This window comes from Peribacillus sp. NPDC101480, from assembly GCF_050277335.1.
GTDB lineage: Bacteria > Bacillota > Bacilli > Bacillales > DSM-1321 > Peribacillus.
This window is the reverse complement of the sequence record NZ_JBNNSB010000002.1, coordinates 574,180-590,487: the sequence shown is the minus strand read 5'-3', so window position 1 is coordinate 590,487 and position 16,308 is coordinate 574,180. Positions and strand designations below refer to the sequence as shown.

Below are 16,308 nucleotides of genomic sequence, written 5' to 3'. Positions count from 1 at the left end.
TCCATTACTAAATTGTTAAGAAGTGCCTCCACTAGAGAGTTTCAAAACAACCACTCCTCCAATGATCAGGACTAAACCTAAAAATTTTTTCAAGTTAAAGCTTTCTTTATAAACGATAACTCCCACTAAAGCAGTTAAAGCAGTGCCTATTCCCGACCAAATGGCATAAGCCGTTCCAAGCGGTATGGTTATTAATGATAATGACAGGCAATAAAAAGCCAAACCCATTCCAATTACCACACCAATGGAAGGGAATAACCTTTTAAACCCGTTTGATACTTTTAACATCGAACTGCCAAACACTTCACTTAGGATGGCTATTGCCAAAAACGCATAAGGATTCAAGATGAACTCCTCCTAAATATTGATCTATTTTCGACCACTTCCCCCAAGAATCTTATCATCTAAAGGACTCATATTAAACTAAAACCACCTATAGTCAGTATCATATTTTCTGTCTTTGCTATTCACGCTCAATATTCATCTTAAAGTGATACAATAAGCCGCTTCTTCGAACCTGGTAGCAACATATAAGAAGGGTGAACAGGGATTTCTAGGAATTTTGTCGAATTATTCCTTTAACGATTATATTACTTAAGAAATAGGGAAACGGTAGAATATGAAATTAATTAATAGTTATTCGGATAAATTTACTTTTACACTGGGGAAGAACCTCTGTAAGTACATTATTTATTTTAAAATATACCTCGATAGAATAAACAAATGATGTAGCTACACTTAGAATCCGTATTTCATCTCTATTAGCAACAACTTTAATAGGATTAGGCTTCCCGTTCTGGGGGAATAGATCACGTTCACAACAATTTAGGTATCCCACTTTAGTGCATACTCTATACAAAGCTAGTTAATTTAATCAGATGTTACCGGGATGTAAAAAGGGATTTCTATAGGAAGATCCCTTTTTACTACTTATTCAACTAACGACCCTTAAATCAAAAGCTAAACAAAAAGGCTTTGGTTATACCGGTACGTTTATTTGGCAAAGAAAGCCAGCAGCAGACAAGAGTGGATTTGGGAACAAAGGTCCATATCTGCATTTATAACAAGATTTTCCTTTATTTAGGCAAGCTTCTCCATTATCCATTGTTTAATTAACTTAGCGACTTGGGGCGGCGAAGTGGTAGAAGTGTCTATAGAAGGTATTGGTGGAACTGATGTTTTGGCTTCTTGAACTAACTTCTCAGATAGTTCATTCATATAATTAATGCTGTCAGCCGTCCATTTGCCACGAGCCGATAATCGTTGTGTACGCGCTTCACCGTTACAATAAAGATGTAGGTAATGAACTGGATTAAATAAAGGGAAATGGTCGCAAATTTCAACATTATAGGGATCGGGTACATTGCCGAATAATACGGAATTACGTCCGGAATAAGCACTATAATAGGCAACCTTCAACCAATTATCACATGCTGTTTGATAATCGTCATTGTTAACGATAAGATCCATATCAAATACATTGAAATCCACCATGATTTTCTGCAATTCCAGTGAAGTTGCTGATTTACCTGAGCCACTAATGCCAGTCACAATAAAAAGAGGGTAAGTCATGATCATCACCTTCCAGTATATTAAGGAAATAGGTTACTAATATCATAATGATATTTTCCACTTTATTTATTAGTATGTTCAAACTGTTAATTCGCATCTTTTTTTTACCCAGAATGAAAAAAGAACTTTGCCTGCCTCTCTAGGAATGTAATTCTTCTTTACGGCTATTGACTGGCCTATATAAATAATTGTACTTTGAATATGAACATTACTGGTATATGGAAATTCACAGGATATAGTCAGGGGGATAATTATGTATGTTAGTCAAACCAGGGATCATGAAGTAATTGCAAAACTAAATAGAAATGTCCACGATCTGCATGCAAAACTATATCCTAAGTATTTTAAGGAATATAATTATAGTGCAATGAAGGAATCTTTCAAAAGTTTGGTTGAAAATAACAGTTTTGTTTTTCTCGTTTTAAAAGAACATGAAGAACCGATCGGTTACGTATGGATTGAAATTAAAAAATATCCAGAAAGTGCTTTTAAAAATGCGTATAAATCAGTTTATGTGCATCAGCTTAGTATCGTTGAAAATCAAACCAAAAAAGGTTACGGTAAAATACTAATGAATGAGGTCTATGGAATTGCCAAAAAGAATGATATAGGTTTAATTGAACTGGATTATTGGTTTGAAAACAAAGCTGCAAAAGAGTTTTATCAAAAACAACACTTTAAAAAGTATAGGGAGTTTGCATTTAGACAGTTGTAAATCCTTTGACACTCATTATTCAAAGGATGGAGGAAGGAATTAATAAAAACCCCGAATTGGGGTTTTTTTAATTAATATCTTACCATTCTCCTTGAAAAACTAGGGGGTTGAGGAACTCCACAAATAAAGCTTTGGGAATAACACTCTTTCACGATACTTCGGGTATGCGGTATATATGTGTTGAAGTGTTTATTCACCGTAGTTGTATGTGTCGGGTGAAAAACCGGAATCACCGTGTTGATGACATTGGTTTTTACATATTGCTTTGCTGGGGAGATTTGAGGTGGATTATACTGTGTAGGCATTCTGTGAGGTGGGCAATATTGTCGTGGACATTGACCGCCTTTCGGATGCCCCCAGGGCTTATTATACATTTAAACACCTCCTGGATTTTTTTTTGAAAGTCATTATTAGTTTATGAAAATAAATGATAAAGGGACTAGTATAAATGCCTTTATCAAAAATATCCTGGGCATATCAGATTTTTCACTCATTTTAAAAAGCATTAATTTAAACGAATTCGGTTAATCGCTTGACGAACAAATGACTTGTGTCTTTTTCGCCAATTATTTTCCTTGCTCTTTTCCAAGCCCCATTCAGGAAATGTAGATAACCGTAATACGGCAAATAATTGCCAGTAGGGTAAGTTTGTAAAATTCACCTCAGGCATCAGGGTTTTATATTGATTGGTGAAGTCATTCATCGCTTGCATTCCAAAATGATAAAAGATTTCGAGTTGACTATTGGCAAGGTCAATCAAAGGGTCCCCTAAGCCTGAATCTTCCCAATCAATTATGGAAACTAGTTTACCCTCTATCCATAATAGATTTCCTGGCCAATAATCACCATGAAGAATCACTTCCTTATTAATGGACGGTAAAGGCGTGAAAAATTTTAACAAATCCCTAATCAAACTCATATTTAATGTTTCGTCCAGGATTACCCTATCTTTATTATTTAACATTTCGATATATGTATTTTCTAATTTAGGCAGGAATGATAAAGATAGATTTGCACAATCAACACGATGGATTTTTGCTAGATTTATTGCCGATTGTAAGATATGATCATTGAGATTTGAGGGTGTGAATTCTGACTTCCCTTCAATAAACTCGATAAGTATGCATGGCTTGGAAAAAATCTCGCACGATTGCTCTAGGTAATATGGCATCGGTACAGGCAAACCTGCAGCTTTCAATATCCCTAGGAGCTTGTGTTCATCAGCTGCAACATTTGGATTCCGTTTTAGGTCAGGATCACCATGCTGACGAACGATCATTTTCATGAGCCGTCCTGAAGGATGTAATACTTCAAGGCCTGTAACCTGTGCAGAAATTCCGCCTTTTAATTCCCATGCGCGAATTAGCTTGCTTCCTTGATCAAACTTTTGAACCAATTGTTCAAACTTACCATATTCATTCATCATACAACTCTCCTTTAAAAAATTTTAGCTATAGGATAAGTTTCCAGATAACTTTCGTAAAAATTAAAGCATTATGTTAGAACTTCAATAAATGAAACCAAAGCTTGTTACACTCGTAGAGTAATCTAAACAAAGTGAGGTGCGCTGACATTGAAAATAGAAAAATATAAAGTGGAAACACCAAAAGGGACGTTACAATATAATATTAGTGGAAAAGGCAAACCAAATATAGTTTTGATTAACGGTGGTTCTGGACCGATAGAGGGTTGGATGAAAATACTACCGGCAATTTCTGAAACATCATCTGTATTTTCCTATAATCGCTTTGGTGTTGCTGGCAGCGATAAACCTAAGGAAAGCCAAGACGGGAAAAGAATTGTTAACACTTTACGTGAGGCATTAACAATCGTGGGGTTTGAACCTCCATACTTATTGGTCGGACATTCGCTAGGCGGCCTATATGCTAATTTATATGCCTGACTTTACCCAAATGAAGTGGGGGGAATAGTTTTTTTAGAATCCAGTACAACGAAAGATATAAGCCTTAATGAATATCAAGGCAAGGCCGTAAAAACCGTTAATAGGATGTTCAAGGTGTTTGATTCCTTATCCTCGCATAAACAATTCAATGAAGTTAATTTTGTAAAAAAAACTGTGGATCAAATGCAGCAAATTGATACATTTCCCGAAATGCCTGTATTTGTCATTACTGGTGGACAAGAAAATCGAATGATGCCAGAGGAAATTCGAAAAAAACGACTTAAGAATCAATTGGAATTGCTTTCATTGTCAAGAAACAGCAAACACATTGTCGCAAAAAAAAGTGGGCATTTTCTGCAATTATCAGAACCAACTATAGTGATTGACTCAATCAAAGATTGTGCAGAACAATTAAATAAAACAAACCATAACTAAATAAATGCAAGCATTTAGTTAGAGTATTTTTGTTAATGTTGACTTTTTTAATCTCTCTATCTCCTTCTATCACTTTATTTGTAGACGCCCAATAATTCCTGATAGAAAAGTATAAAAATGGAAAGGCTTTTTAAAAATTCCGCGTCCATTTGGCGAATGTTATCGTATAATGCCATAACACCTTTAGGGTGTATTTTTTTTGGAACTGTGGCCGAGAGATGAATTCTTTATTTTGAAATTTCTTTAATCAGATAGTTATGTGTACAAGCATTTATTGATACGTAACATAAGATTAATAGAGGTGATAGAAATGGTAAAAGTATTTATTGATCCCGGCCACGGCGGTACGGATCCAGGCTCGGTGGGGAATGGATTGAGAGAAAAGGATTTAACTTTATCCATTGCAACTCGAATTAAAGACATCTTATTAATAGAATATAATAACGTTTCTGTAAAAATGAGCAGGTACCAAGATACGTACCCCTCTTTAAACGATAGGACGAATGCAGCGAACGCGTGGGGAGCCGACTTTTATCTCTCCATCCACATCAATGCCGGCGGCGGCACTGGGTATGAGGATTACGTTTATACGTCTACTAATCAGATTACGAAAACGTATCAAGATCATATTCATTCAGAGGTCTTGAAGCTTATCAACATCCAAGACAGAGGACAAAAAACAGGAGATTTACATGTGCTCCGTGAAACGGACATGCCTGCACTACTGACTGAAAATGGATTTATCGATAATGTCAATGACGCAGCCAAATTGAAAACGGCAGCCTTTATCGAATCACTGGCTCGCGGGCATGTAAACGGTTTAGTTAAATGCTTCGATCTTAAAAAGAAAAATACAGCTGTATACCACACAGTCGTTAATGGTGACACCGTATACTCCTTAAGCATGGCATATGGCAGTACGGTTCAGCAAATTAAAGATTGGAACGCTCTTGACAGTCAGTACACAATTACAGTAAACCAAAAATTGCGGGTTAAATGAATAATTAATAGTTGCCTGGTTAAATTATTTTTAACTTCCAGAAGCACACCACACAGGAAGCCCTTCTCAAAAAGAGTTTGTCTACAGTTTTTAAGGATTAGTACAATTTGAACGTTGATTTCCACTACAGGCACTCGTTTTCCGCGGGCGGTCCGGAAGCCTCCTCGACGCCTTTGCGCCTGGCGGGGACTTCCTTGGCCACGCATTTCCCTCAGGCGTCTCGCCACCCGCTCCAATCAACTTTGTTTTAACTTTTAGAGAGAACCTAAACTCAGCCCCTCTCAAAAAGAGAGGGGCTTTTCCTCGTTCAGGAATATGCAAGTAATAAAATAGTCGTGTACATTCTACTGTCCTAAATGAGTACTTAGATAATAGCGGAAGAAGTGAAAGGGAAAAAAATTTGCACAGAAGGCAAAAGTGGAATTGAATATATACTCGCATTTTCCAAGAAACAAGCCTCTGACGGGATTCGAACCCGCACTCCTTTCGTAAGCATAGGCTAGGGGAGAACACGCTTCCCTACGGATTTTCACCGGCAGGAATTCCACCTGCCTCAGCGTATTTGCTTTTCGGTGCTTCTGAAACCCTTACCTTGCGACCCGGTGGCTACAAATGTTTTCCGGCGCTCTTCCCTTCTAGAGCTACAGAGGCAAATGCTTATCATCCTATTATAAGATTCCCATATGAGGTTGTGAACCGAATAATAAAAATATGATAATTTGATTGCCTAATACAGACAATTATATTCATTCTGCATGAAAGGGAAATCTGAAATAAAAGCCCGAGGAAGCTTATAGCTCCAAAAACATTCACTCAATGAAATAAGTAATCTGGGGAAAACGGATATGCCTTTGTTTATAGGCTGACACAAATTCTATTTATCCTTTGCAAAGACATATATAAAGAACAATACTAATAAGCACAAACCATGATGGCTTGTACCTAATATGTATCAGTCAACAAAGAGAACTAAATTAATACTCCATAAAGAAACTCTAAGTGGATATTAATCGTATATTTTAATGGCTTGAACCACTTTTCCTAAAATTCGAACTCTATCATTTTTGATGTTATAGGTTTTTTCTTCATAAAAAGGATCCGTGCTGCAGGGAGTGAGTGTGATGTTTTCTGCATCGATATTCACTTTTTTGACAGTGGCATCGTGACCATTTACCAAGACCACTCCGATTTTTCCTTTATCAACGTAGGTTGTTTTTTCAACGAGAATCAATGATCCGTCACTGAATTCTTTGTTCATGCTATTGCCATTCACTCTAAGGAAAAAATATTCTTTATTCGTTTTTAGCATCGAATTTAATGTCGGCATATAGGCTTCTATATATTCATTGGTAAAATTAGGCTCTCCAGCAGGGATATTGCCGTATACTCCAATTAATCTTACATTCTTTTCATTTAGAAATTCCATTCCTGGAGCATTTCTAACGTTAGGTGCTCCTTCAATGAGGTGGGATAGCGGTATTTCAAAGCATGAGGACATCATGCCCAATTTATCCATTAAAGGTTTATTCCGTCCGGATTCCCATGCTGATACTGCCGTTGGTGCCACCTTTAATATATTTGCCAAATCTTCTTGTGTCATTTTTCTTTCTTTTCTTAACATTTTAATCCGTTCACCAATGTGCATATTTCTTCACCTCTTACTTGAATATACACCATGAGTGAAGGTGAGTAAACTTAAAGTGCGTGAATTTTGCGAAAAATTGTTGGTAACTATACTTCAAGTGTGATATCATTTTTTTAGATAGGTGGTGACAAGATATGACAAACGTTAAGTTCACACTTAAACAAGCGAGGAAGTATAAAGGTTTAACACAGGAAGAAATGGCTAAAGTGCTGAAGATGGCCAAAAGGACTTACATTGACTATGAGCAATATAAGATTCCTTTGCGAATCGATAAGGCTTATTTGTTTGCTGAATGTGTAGGGTTCTCGATCGACGATATTATTTTTTTTGATCCCCACCTACACTTCAAATGTAGTTAAGGGATCAAGTCTATCAATCATTTATTCACCAAAGTAACCATTCCTGGGGCAAATTTAAGTAATGATCGAAACAGGGTGAAAAAATGGGAAAGGAAAATCAGATAAATAAATTATACAATTGGAAGAGCGAGCATAGCCCTGATATTATTTATCCAGTTCTCATTGTGAAATACGCGTATGGGCGTTTAGGGGAGGGCTTTAAGGAGTTAATAATCCAAATACACGATTGATACTGAGATCCCTATGAATGACATCCAATTGCTGTCAACAATTTACTTAATGTATAGGATGGACTTCAAAACAATATGAATAGGAGCAATTGGAAAGTGGCAAATTCGAAGAATAATATTTGGATGCTCATAAATATAGTCAAGCCCTACATCCGTTGCAGGAGAAGGGCTTATTCTCTTTTTCTTCATGAACATACAGCATTCGATATATGGATTTCCTCTATAAGGATAATTTCATAATTGGAAAATGACTGTATACATAAACGAATTGAAGGCAAACCATCATACTATATCTCCATTTTTTATGAATTCTTCTAGTTTATTTCTCCTATCTTTATGAAGATAGCAGGTAATGGTATGCAAAAGTACAAATATATACTAATGAAGGCTATCAAAGGCATGGAAGGAGGGAGTTGAAAATAGGATGAGTTCGAAAGAATTCCACATGATATTGGAGGAGATAACAATTGAAAAGGAATGTAATCAATTATGTCGTTTTTCTTGTCCTCATTCTAACCATATTAATTATGGCCAAGCCAGACATTTCCTCAGCAGGAAAATTAAAGCCCCCTTCCGAAACTTTCAGTCCAGGGGATTGGTTTCTTGGAAGTATTCCTCCCAATCTTGATACAAAGAAACCACCGATCGTGTTTGTTCAAGGGAAAAACGGCAGTTCAACCAGCTGGTACGGTGAAACGGATTATCATGGTGTCAATGATATGTATACCAAAGCGTATGAAGCAGGCTACCAAACTGTTTTTGTTCAGCTTCATGATTCAGCTGGAAATGGATCAGTGAGCCAATATGCTAATGGAAGGCTTTTAGCTCAAATGCTTGCAGAAATCAGTAACCATTTCGGGGGTGAAAAAGTAAATATTATAGCTCACAGCAAAGGGGGCCCAGATACCCAAGCGGCTCTAGTGCACTATGGAGCACACCAGTATGTTGGAAGGGTGATCACTTTAGCTTCCCCCCATCATGGTTCTCACCTAGCTGATTTGGCTTATAGCTGGTATGCGGGCTGGCTTGGTTCCCTATTAGGTCAAAAAGATGAGGGAACTTATTCTTTACAAGTTGGTAAAATGGCTGAATTTCGTTCGGTCACGGATAACCATGTTAATTCTCGTAAAAACATGTATTTCACTGTGGCAGGCATGAACAGAGGCCCGGTTCTATCAGCCTTATCAATGGGTGGACAATATTTATCTTCATATGGGGAAAATGATGGTCTAGTGAATGTATGGAGTACAAAAATACCCTATGCAACACAATTATTTTCAGATCCCAACTTTGATCACGACAATATACGAGTCGGCTCAGCTGTATTTTCAAGAATTGAACCATATTTAAGAAGCACTTCCACCGCTGGAATCCCTGAATATAATGTCAATTATAAAGAACGGGTTGAAGATGATGTCATTACCACCGCACTCGCTCAAACCGTTCTGGGTGATGTCCTGAAACAAAATGTCTGGATCGAACTAAGCTTCCATGTAAATGAATCAGCCCCAGGCAATATAAACATATATACAGCATCAAATGATGTCGAGGTTGAAATGATTTCTCCATCCAATAAAAAGTATTCACCTTCCTTAATGGTTCATTCAGCCAAAAACGAAACTTCCTTTTTTAATGGTGCAACCGTCCAATCATTCAATAGAAACAACCTTGAAATTGGTGATTGGAAAGTGCGTATGAAGACTAAATCGCCAAAAGACGCCTACCTGTTCACAGCACAATTTAACGAAAAGAATCCCATTACATTAAGTATGGCCGGTAAAGTTAAGCAAAAAGATGCGAAATTTTTAATAAAGAACCCAATAAATGATAAAAAAAGGCCAATAAGCACAACATTTTTGGTTCATCTAATAGATGAAACAGGTAATGAAATTAGTGAAAAAAGCTCAATTAAGGCAATGGATACAGAAAATTTTACTGGCACCCTTCCGGAAGTACCTAGGTCAGGTGTTTATAATGTAACAATAGATGTCAAGGAAAAAAATGTGGATGGTACTGAAAGAACCCGGACAATGATTCGTTCGGTCTATATTGAGAAATAGTGAAATGCATTCTCTTCTTTGAGAGGGTATCAGACTGTAGACAAATTCGAAGTTTGCCTTCAGTCTTTTCTTGAATAATAGATCCAGTTGAATACAGAAATCCGCTCCCTTTCCGCAGATCCTACCAAGCCGCCTCGGCAGGAGTGTAAAAAACATAATAACCCACATTGCATCCAAAAAATCCCTTCTCATAATTGAAAAGGTTTTTTTTGGATGTAATGTGGTGCTAACATGGGTGGTTTGTTTTAGCCAAAGGATTCAGCCAGTTTGTAATTACTAATACAGCGATTAAATTAATGGTGTTCGATGGAAAATAAAGCTAGTAAGGTCATCTAGCAATAAAAAGATTGATGAATTTCAGCTAGACAACAAGAATAGATTTAATCCGTCTTTTTGTAGGATTCTCTATAAGACAAAATACCAGTTTTGAGTGCAGCATAATTGCCTATGCTTGCATAGCCATAAAACCAGCCCATGAAAATTCCTGAAACCAAGTGATGACGATGACTGATGAAAATGGAAATGAACAAGCCAAGACCCAAAGCGATGGTAGGGACGAATTTTGGATGAATATGAAACATGACCTTAATAAGTTGAGTAAGAATCATGATGGTAGGAATGGCTATCACTGCATCCCAGAAGTTTGTATGGACGGTTGGGTAGTCCATGATTTCACCACCTTGAAATGAAGTTTTTAAAAATAGTTTTTGTTTTTCATCAAGGTTTTATACAAAAATAAATAATTACAAATTTAAAATTAACGAACAAGTTTTGAAGATTTTCAGTGTTCAATAGGAAAAGCCGTCAATCCATTTAATTAAATGGATTGACGGCTTTTCCTGTTTGGTAGGGAAATGGATAAATAATACTCGAAGCAGGCCACTCTAGGTAAGAAATCTATAATAAAAACAATTAGCCAAACATCAGAACCTTTTGTATGGGACTTGCTGTAACCTTTTTCATAGATGAGAATACGATAAGAATGAAGATGAACAGTGAAAAATAAAGTAAAACCATTGATGGGAGGTTCTAATGAGCAAGGAAACATTTATTAAGGAAATTGCTCCCTATGCCCAGAAAATTCAACAGGAATTTAAAATATTACCTTCTGTTGTCATTGCACAAGCTTGTTTGGAGAGTGGATATGGGACAAGTTTATTAGCAAGCAAAGGAAAAAATATATTCGGTACAAAAGGTGACTTCAAGGGTGAGTCAGTCATCATTCAGACAATGGAATATGTCAATGGCGTACCCGTTCAAGTATGGAACAAATTCAGAAAATACCCATCTTGGGAAGAAAGTCTTAGAGATCTTGCCAATTTATATGTAAAGGGGACTTCATGGAATAGAAGTCTTTATACGGCTGTCATTGGAGAAAAAGATTACAGAAAAGCACTCAAAGCAATTTTCGATGCTGGGTACGCCTCGGATCCCAACTATATTGAAAAACTGGTGAACCTTATCGAAACAAGCGATTTAACAAAATATGATGCAAGTATAGAAGAGGTTTATCATATTGTCCAAAAAGGGGATACCGTCTCTGCGCTTGCAAAAGCATACGGTTCTACACAAGTGCAGATTCAACAGTGGAACGGCTTGGTAGATCTTAACCTAATTAAAGTGAACCAAAGATTACGAGTGAAGTGAATTTTAACTGGGAGCGGTAGTTAAAGCTCTCTTTTTTATTGTAATCAGATTGTTACCAAAGTACATATTAGGCGATCGTATACTTCCGTTCGTAATTAAGGACGTTTAAATACCCATGAAAACTTGATTCTATTAAAATTCCATATGCATATTGAGAGAATTCGGGACATAGATTAAACAAACAAAAAAAGCGCGGTTAGCGCTTTTAGTGTATTTGTCTATATAAGCCTATTACTTTTCCAAGTATCGAAACATCTCGTAAAATAATTGGTTCCATATTCGAGTTCTCAGGCTGAAGCCTTATGTAATCCGGTTCCTTAAAGAATCGTTTTACAGTGGCTTCATCATCTTCCGTCATGGCCACGACGATATCTCCATTATTGGCATTGCTTTGTTGTTTCACGATGACATAATCCCCATCATGAATTCCTGCTTCGATCATACTTTCACCCATGATTTCCAGCATGAATACATGGTCATCATGTGGAACCATGCTTTCGGGAAGCGGAAAGTATTCTTCTATGTTCTCAATGGCCGTTATCGGCATTCCCGCTGTTACTTTTCCAAGTAACGGCACGTTCACGACATTGACTTTTGGAATATTGTTCGCTTCCTCCAAATTCATTATTTCAATGGCCCTTGGCTTGGTTGGGTCACGTCTAATCAGGCCTTTGCTTTCCAGGCGTGATAAATGCCCGTGTACTGTTGAACTTGAAGCAAGTCCCACTGCTTCACCAATCTCCCGTACGGAAGGTGGATACCCTTTTTGGCGGACCTCTTCTTTAATGAAATCAAGAATATCTTGCTGCCTTTTTGATAGTTTAGTCATATGTGCACCTCTTCCCCAATGTTCTTTGCTACATTATAGCATGGCCCCCAATTCTATACAAACATAAGTTCGAATTTTGTTGTTGACTGAAACAAGCGTTCGTATTATAATTTGACCATAACATACGAACGAACATTCGCTTTGGAGGGATATTTATGAAAAATTTATACAAAAATTATATTTATACGATTCTATTAGCGGGATCAGTATTCATCTTTTCAATTTTATTCTCTTGTACATTGAACAATGATCCAAAAAAGGATTTCCTTTCTATAGAAGTAAGTGAAGGTGATACCCTATGGGGAATCGCTGAAGAATATGAAGAAGCAAATTTGACAAAAAAAGAATTCATTGGTTGGATAGAAGAGCATAATGGTGTCAGGGCGGATACAATTAAACCTGGTCAAGTCATCGTCATACCGGTTAAAGGGGAAGAACTTGTCCAGAATTTGGCCAGTGAGCAGTAAGCAGTGAAGGTAGGGTATTATGAAGGCGGTAATCTATTGTAGGGTCAGCACAGAAAAAGAGTCACAGGAAACATCATTGGCAAGGCAGGAAGATGAGTTAGTCAAATTGGCAGAAAAGATGGATGTTGAAGTTATATCCATAATAAAAGAGCAGGCAAGTGGTTATGAGTTGAATCGGGATGGCATTTTTGACATGCTCGAACTATTTAAAACTAAAGAAGCTGAAGTACTATTAATCCAGGATGAAACAAGGCTGGGAAGAGGGAATGCCAAAATAGCCCTTTTCCATGTCATCCTTAAAGAAAATGTTAAAATTTATACACTCTCACATGACGGGGAGCTTGAGTTATCGGATTCGGATGCCATGGTCATCCAGATAGTCGGTATTGTAGAAGAATACCAAAGGAAACTACATAATCTTAAAATAAAGCGCGGGATGATAAGAGCCGTTGAAAAAGGATACCGTCCTCAAAAAAACCTTCAGAATCAAAGGAATTCCACTGGAAGGGACCGTATGGAAATCCCTATTGAAGAAATTATTAAACTTCGGGCCAATGGATTGACATTCGCAGAAATCGCAGCCACTTTAAGGGGATTTGGATACAATGTTTCAAAGGCTACTGTGAACAGGCGTTTTCTCGAACATCAACTGAATACAAATGAAAGTAAATCTTAGAACTTGTAATTTCGCTTTTTTTTTAATACCATGACAATATCCGGAGATTATGAAGGAGCGAAATTATGTTATCAAAAGAAAAAATAGCCCGTATTAATGAACTTTCTAAAAAGGCAAAGGCTGAAGGTTTGACGGAAGTTGAGGCGAAAGAGCAAACCCAATTGAGAAGTGAGTATTTGGAAACATTCAGAAAGTCCATGTCCGATACGTTGGAGCATGTGAAGGTCGTTGATCCAGAAGGTAATGACGTCACTCCTCAAAAGATAAAAAATATAAAAGAAAAAAGAAACTTACATTAATGCTTGGATCCTTCTGATAAAACATTCCGCTTGAGTATCCTGTTAGCATTTAGGAGTAAAAAGGGAGTGCATGCATGTATGTATTCTCCTATTTAGTTTAATCTAAATAGGGGACTTCTGTTATTATAGAAAATTGTAATATTGAGGCAGTAAATAGTGATTTTAGTTGTGATATTATGCTTGTCACTATAATATAAAGAGGTACATTACAGGAAGGGATGTTTTTACAATATGTTAGATAAATTAGATGCACTTTCTATCAATACGATTCGTACATTATCAATTGATGCAATTGAAAAGGCTAATTCCGGCCATCCAGGTATGCCAATGGGTGCTGCGCCGATGGCGTATAAACTATGGACCGAATATATGAACCATAACCCGAAAAATCCCGATTGGTTTAATAGAGATCGCTTTGTTCTTTCAGCTGGACATGGTTCTATGCTGTTATACAGCCTTCTTCATTTATCGGGCTATGGCTTATCTATCGATGATTTGAAAAGCTTCCGTCAATGGGGCAGTAAAACTCCAGGACATCCTGAATACGGTCATACGGCTGGTGTTGATGCAACAACCGGGCCGCTTGGACAAGGTATCGCAATGGCAGTAGGAATGGCAATGGCTGAACGTCACTTGGCAGAAAGCTATAACCGCGATTCTTATAATGTGGTCGATCACTATACATATGGCATTTGTGGAGATGGAGATTTAATGGAAGGTGTTTCTGCAGAAGCCGCTTCATTAGCTGGACATCTACAACTCGGAAGACTCGTTGTTTTATATGATTCTAATGATATTTCTCTTGACGGCGACTTAAGCCAATCATTTAGTGAAAGCGTAGCAGACCGGTTCAAATCTTATGGATGGCAATATATCCGCGTTGAGGATGGGAATGATCTTCAGGAAATTGCTAAAGCGATTGAAGAAGCGAAAACCGACGATGCACACCCAACATTAATCGAAGTGAAAACGGTTATTGGTTACGGTTCACCAAACCGTTCAGGTAAATCTGCTGTTCACGGCGCTCCGCTTGGTGCAGATGAGCTGAAATTGACAAAAGAAGCATATAAATGGACATTTGAAGAGGACTTCCATGTTCCGGAAGAAGTGTATTCACACTTTAATGAATCTGTTGTTAATGCAGGCGCTCAAAAAGAAGAAGCTTGGAATGAATTGTTCAAAAATTACAAAGAAGCACATCCTGAGTTAGCACAGCAATTGGAGTTGGCCATCAAAGGTGAACTGCCTGCTGATTGGGATCAGGAAATTCCGGTCTATGAAGAAGGTAAAACATTAGCTTCCCGTGCTTCAAGTGGGGAAGTGCTAAATGCTATTGCCAAAAGGGTCCCTAGCTTCATTGGGGGTTCTGCGGATTTAGCCGGATCTAATAATACTGCCATCAAAGGTGAGACTGATCTATTACCTGGTAATTACAGTGGCCGTAATATATGGTTCGGTGTACGTGAATTCGCTATGGGTGCGGCTTTAAATGGAATGGCACTTCATGGTGGATTAAAAGTATACGGAGGAACATTCTTCGTATTCTCTGATTATCTACGTCCTGCCATTAGAATGGCAGCACTAATGGGACTGCCTGTAAACTATGTATTCACTCATGACAGCATTGCTGTAGGAGAAGACGGACCGACTCATGAGCCAATCGAACAATTGGCATCATTGCGTGCAATGCCTAACCTAGGGGTAATCCGTCCAGCTGATGGCAATGAAACGGCAGCAGCCTGGAAAGTGGCTATGGAGTCTACAAATAAACCAACTGCCCTTGTACTGACTCGTCAAGGATTGCCAACAATTAAAGATACTTCCGAAACTGCGTATGAAGGTGTTTCAAAAGGAGCTTACATCATCTCTGCTTCTAAGAAAGAAGTAGCCGATGCATTACTTCTTGCGACTGGTTCCGAAGTGAACTTGGCTGTGGAAGCACAGAAAGCTTTGGCGAACGAAGGAATTGATGTTTCTGTTATCAGCATGCCATCATGGGATCGATTTGAAACTCAATCTAAAGAATATAAACAAAGCGTAATCAATCCGGCAGTGAAAAAACGTCTAGCTATCGAAGTGGCTTCACCGTTTGGTTGGGATCGTTATGCAGGTGATGAGGGTGAAATATTGGCCATCAATCATTTTGGAGCTTCTGCACCAGGCGGAAAGATCATGGAGGAATTCGGTTTTACTGTAGAAAATGTAGTTGCTCGTGTTAAGGAAATGCTTAACTAATAGTAATGGAGAACTGACACCAACTAGTTTGGTGTCAGTTTTTTTATCAAAAACAATCCTGATTTATATTGTGTGCTTCTATTCTAAGGGAAATCTTCCATTCGACAAAAAAAGAAGAAAATTTCTCCAGCAAACAACATATCTTTTTAGTTTGTCAATATATAATGAGAATAAATAAATTTCGTTTAAATGTGTCAGTTAAAGGGGAAAGTTATTAATAGTGGAAAATAGTGGAG

The 16,308-nt window shown here is 37.6% G+C and carries 18 protein-coding genes; 11 read left to right on the top strand and 7 right to left on the bottom strand.

Annotation, left to right across the window (positions count from 1 at the left end):
• Nucleotides 1–15: 15 nt before the first annotated feature.
• Nucleotides 16–345, bottom strand: a complete 330-nt coding sequence (locus ACQKMF_RS10360) for a DMT family transporter (RefSeq protein ID WP_427572925.1) — start codon at nt 343–345, stop codon at nt 16–18.
• A 735-nt stretch (nt 346–1,080) separates the two neighbouring features.
• Nucleotides 1,081–1,572: an AAA family ATPase gene (locus ACQKMF_RS10355; protein WP_427572923.1), complete on the bottom strand. Its 492-nt coding sequence runs from the start codon at nt 1,570–1,572 to the stop codon at nt 1,081–1,083.
• Between the two features lie 253 nt (nt 1,573–1,825).
• On the opposite strand from ACQKMF_RS10355, the gene ACQKMF_RS10350 reads away from it, so the two are divergent.
• Nucleotides 1,826–2,287 (top strand): GNAT family N-acetyltransferase, encoded by a 462-nt coding sequence (locus ACQKMF_RS10350; protein ID WP_427572921.1) that lies wholly within the window; start codon nt 1,826–1,828, stop codon nt 2,285–2,287.
• 71 nt (nt 2,288–2,358) lie between these two features.
• Here the strand turns inward: ACQKMF_RS10350 and ACQKMF_RS10345 are convergent, their stop codons facing one another.
• Together ACQKMF_RS10345 and ACQKMF_RS10340 are read right to left on the bottom strand one after the other, a co-directional pair.
• Nucleotides 2,359–2,592, bottom strand: a complete 234-nt coding sequence (locus ACQKMF_RS10345; protein ID WP_260357963.1) for a spore coat protein — start codon at nt 2,590–2,592, stop codon at nt 2,359–2,361.
• Nucleotides 2,593–2,792: 200 nt separating this feature from the next.
• Nucleotides 2,793–3,713 (bottom strand): aminoglycoside phosphotransferase family protein, encoded by a 921-nt coding sequence (locus ACQKMF_RS10340; RefSeq protein ID WP_427572919.1) that lies wholly within the window; start codon nt 3,711–3,713, stop codon nt 2,793–2,795.
• Between the two features lie 147 nt (nt 3,714–3,860).
• On the opposite strand from ACQKMF_RS10340, the gene ACQKMF_RS10335 reads away from it, so the two are divergent.
• The 3 genes from ACQKMF_RS10335 (at nt 3,861) to ACQKMF_RS10325 (ending at nt 5,625) form a co-directional block, all read left to right on the top strand.
• Nucleotides 3,861–4,190, top strand: a complete 330-nt coding sequence (locus ACQKMF_RS10335) for an alpha/beta fold hydrolase (RefSeq protein ID WP_402942105.1) — start codon at nt 3,861–3,863, stop codon at nt 4,188–4,190.
• Nucleotides 4,191–4,304: 114 nt separating this feature from the next.
• Complete coding sequence (locus ACQKMF_RS10330) at nt 4,305–4,625, top strand: hypothetical protein (RefSeq protein WP_427572917.1); 321 nt, start codon at nt 4,305–4,307, stop codon at nt 4,623–4,625.
• 310 nt (nt 4,626–4,935) lie between these two features.
• On the top strand, nt 4,936–5,625 hold the full coding sequence (locus ACQKMF_RS10325; RefSeq protein ID WP_260357265.1) for an N-acetylmuramoyl-L-alanine amidase family protein: 690 nt from the start codon (nt 4,936–4,938) through the stop codon (nt 5,623–5,625).
• Between the two features lie 1,006 nt (nt 5,626–6,631).
• Here the strand turns inward: ACQKMF_RS10325 and ACQKMF_RS10320 are convergent.
• Complete coding sequence (locus tag ACQKMF_RS10320) at nt 6,632–7,270, bottom strand: LexA family protein (RefSeq protein WP_101221640.1); 639 nt, start codon at nt 7,268–7,270, stop codon at nt 6,632–6,634.
• Between the two features lie 134 nt (nt 7,271–7,404).
• On the opposite strand from ACQKMF_RS10320, the gene ACQKMF_RS10315 reads away from it, so the two are divergent.
• Nucleotides 7,405–7,629 carry a helix-turn-helix transcriptional regulator gene (locus tag ACQKMF_RS10315; RefSeq protein ID WP_101221641.1) on the top strand — a complete coding sequence of 75 codons (225 nt, stop codon included), beginning with the start codon at nt 7,405–7,407 and terminating at the stop codon, nt 7,627–7,629.
• A gap of 757 nt (nt 7,630–8,386) precedes the next feature.
• The gene (locus ACQKMF_RS10310) at nt 8,387–9,919 is read left to right on the top strand and encodes an esterase/lipase family protein (RefSeq protein WP_427573186.1); all 1,533 of its coding nucleotides are present in this window, start codon (nt 8,387–8,389) and stop codon (nt 9,917–9,919) included.
• A 380-nt stretch (nt 9,920–10,299) separates the two neighbouring features.
• Here ACQKMF_RS10310 and ACQKMF_RS10305 read toward each other — a convergent pair whose 3' ends face one another.
• Complete coding sequence (locus tag ACQKMF_RS10305) at nt 10,300–10,587, bottom strand: hypothetical protein (protein ID WP_101221642.1); 288 nt, start codon at nt 10,585–10,587, stop codon at nt 10,300–10,302.
• Nucleotides 10,588–10,951: 364 nt separating this feature from the next.
• Between ACQKMF_RS10305 and ACQKMF_RS10300 the strand changes: the two genes are divergently transcribed.
• Nucleotides 10,952–11,566 (top strand): glucosaminidase domain-containing protein, encoded by a 615-nt coding sequence (locus ACQKMF_RS10300; RefSeq protein WP_157830958.1) that lies wholly within the window; start codon nt 10,952–10,954, stop codon nt 11,564–11,566.
• A 205-nt stretch (nt 11,567–11,771) separates the two neighbouring features.
• On the opposite strand, the gene lexA is transcribed toward ACQKMF_RS10300, so the two are convergent.
• Nucleotides 11,772–12,395, bottom strand: coding sequence for a transcriptional repressor LexA (lexA, locus tag ACQKMF_RS10295; protein ID WP_101221643.1), 624 nt, complete (start codon nt 12,393–12,395; stop codon nt 11,772–11,774).
• 155 nt (nt 12,396–12,550) lie between these two features.
• Between lexA and yneA the strand changes: the two genes are divergently transcribed.
• The 4 genes from yneA to tkt all read left to right on the top strand — a co-directional run bounded on the left by yneA (nt 12,551) and on the right by tkt (nt 16,072).
• On the top strand, nt 12,551–12,862 hold the full coding sequence (yneA, locus tag ACQKMF_RS10290) for a cell division suppressor protein YneA (protein ID WP_101221644.1): 312 nt from the start codon (nt 12,551–12,553) through the stop codon (nt 12,860–12,862).
• A gap of 19 nt (nt 12,863–12,881) precedes the next feature.
• Nucleotides 12,882–13,538, top strand: coding sequence for a YneB family resolvase-like protein (locus tag ACQKMF_RS10285; protein ID WP_101221645.1), 657 nt, complete (start codon nt 12,882–12,884; stop codon nt 13,536–13,538).
• A 65-nt stretch (nt 13,539–13,603) separates the two neighbouring features.
• Nucleotides 13,604–13,837, top strand: coding sequence for a DUF896 domain-containing protein (locus tag ACQKMF_RS10280; RefSeq protein WP_063592970.1), 234 nt, complete (start codon nt 13,604–13,606; stop codon nt 13,835–13,837).
• A gap of 231 nt (nt 13,838–14,068) precedes the next feature.
• Nucleotides 14,069–16,072, top strand: coding sequence for a transketolase (gene tkt / locus ACQKMF_RS10275; RefSeq protein ID WP_101221646.1), 2,004 nt, complete (start codon nt 14,069–14,071; stop codon nt 16,070–16,072).
• Nucleotides 16,073–16,308 lie beyond the last annotated feature (236 nt).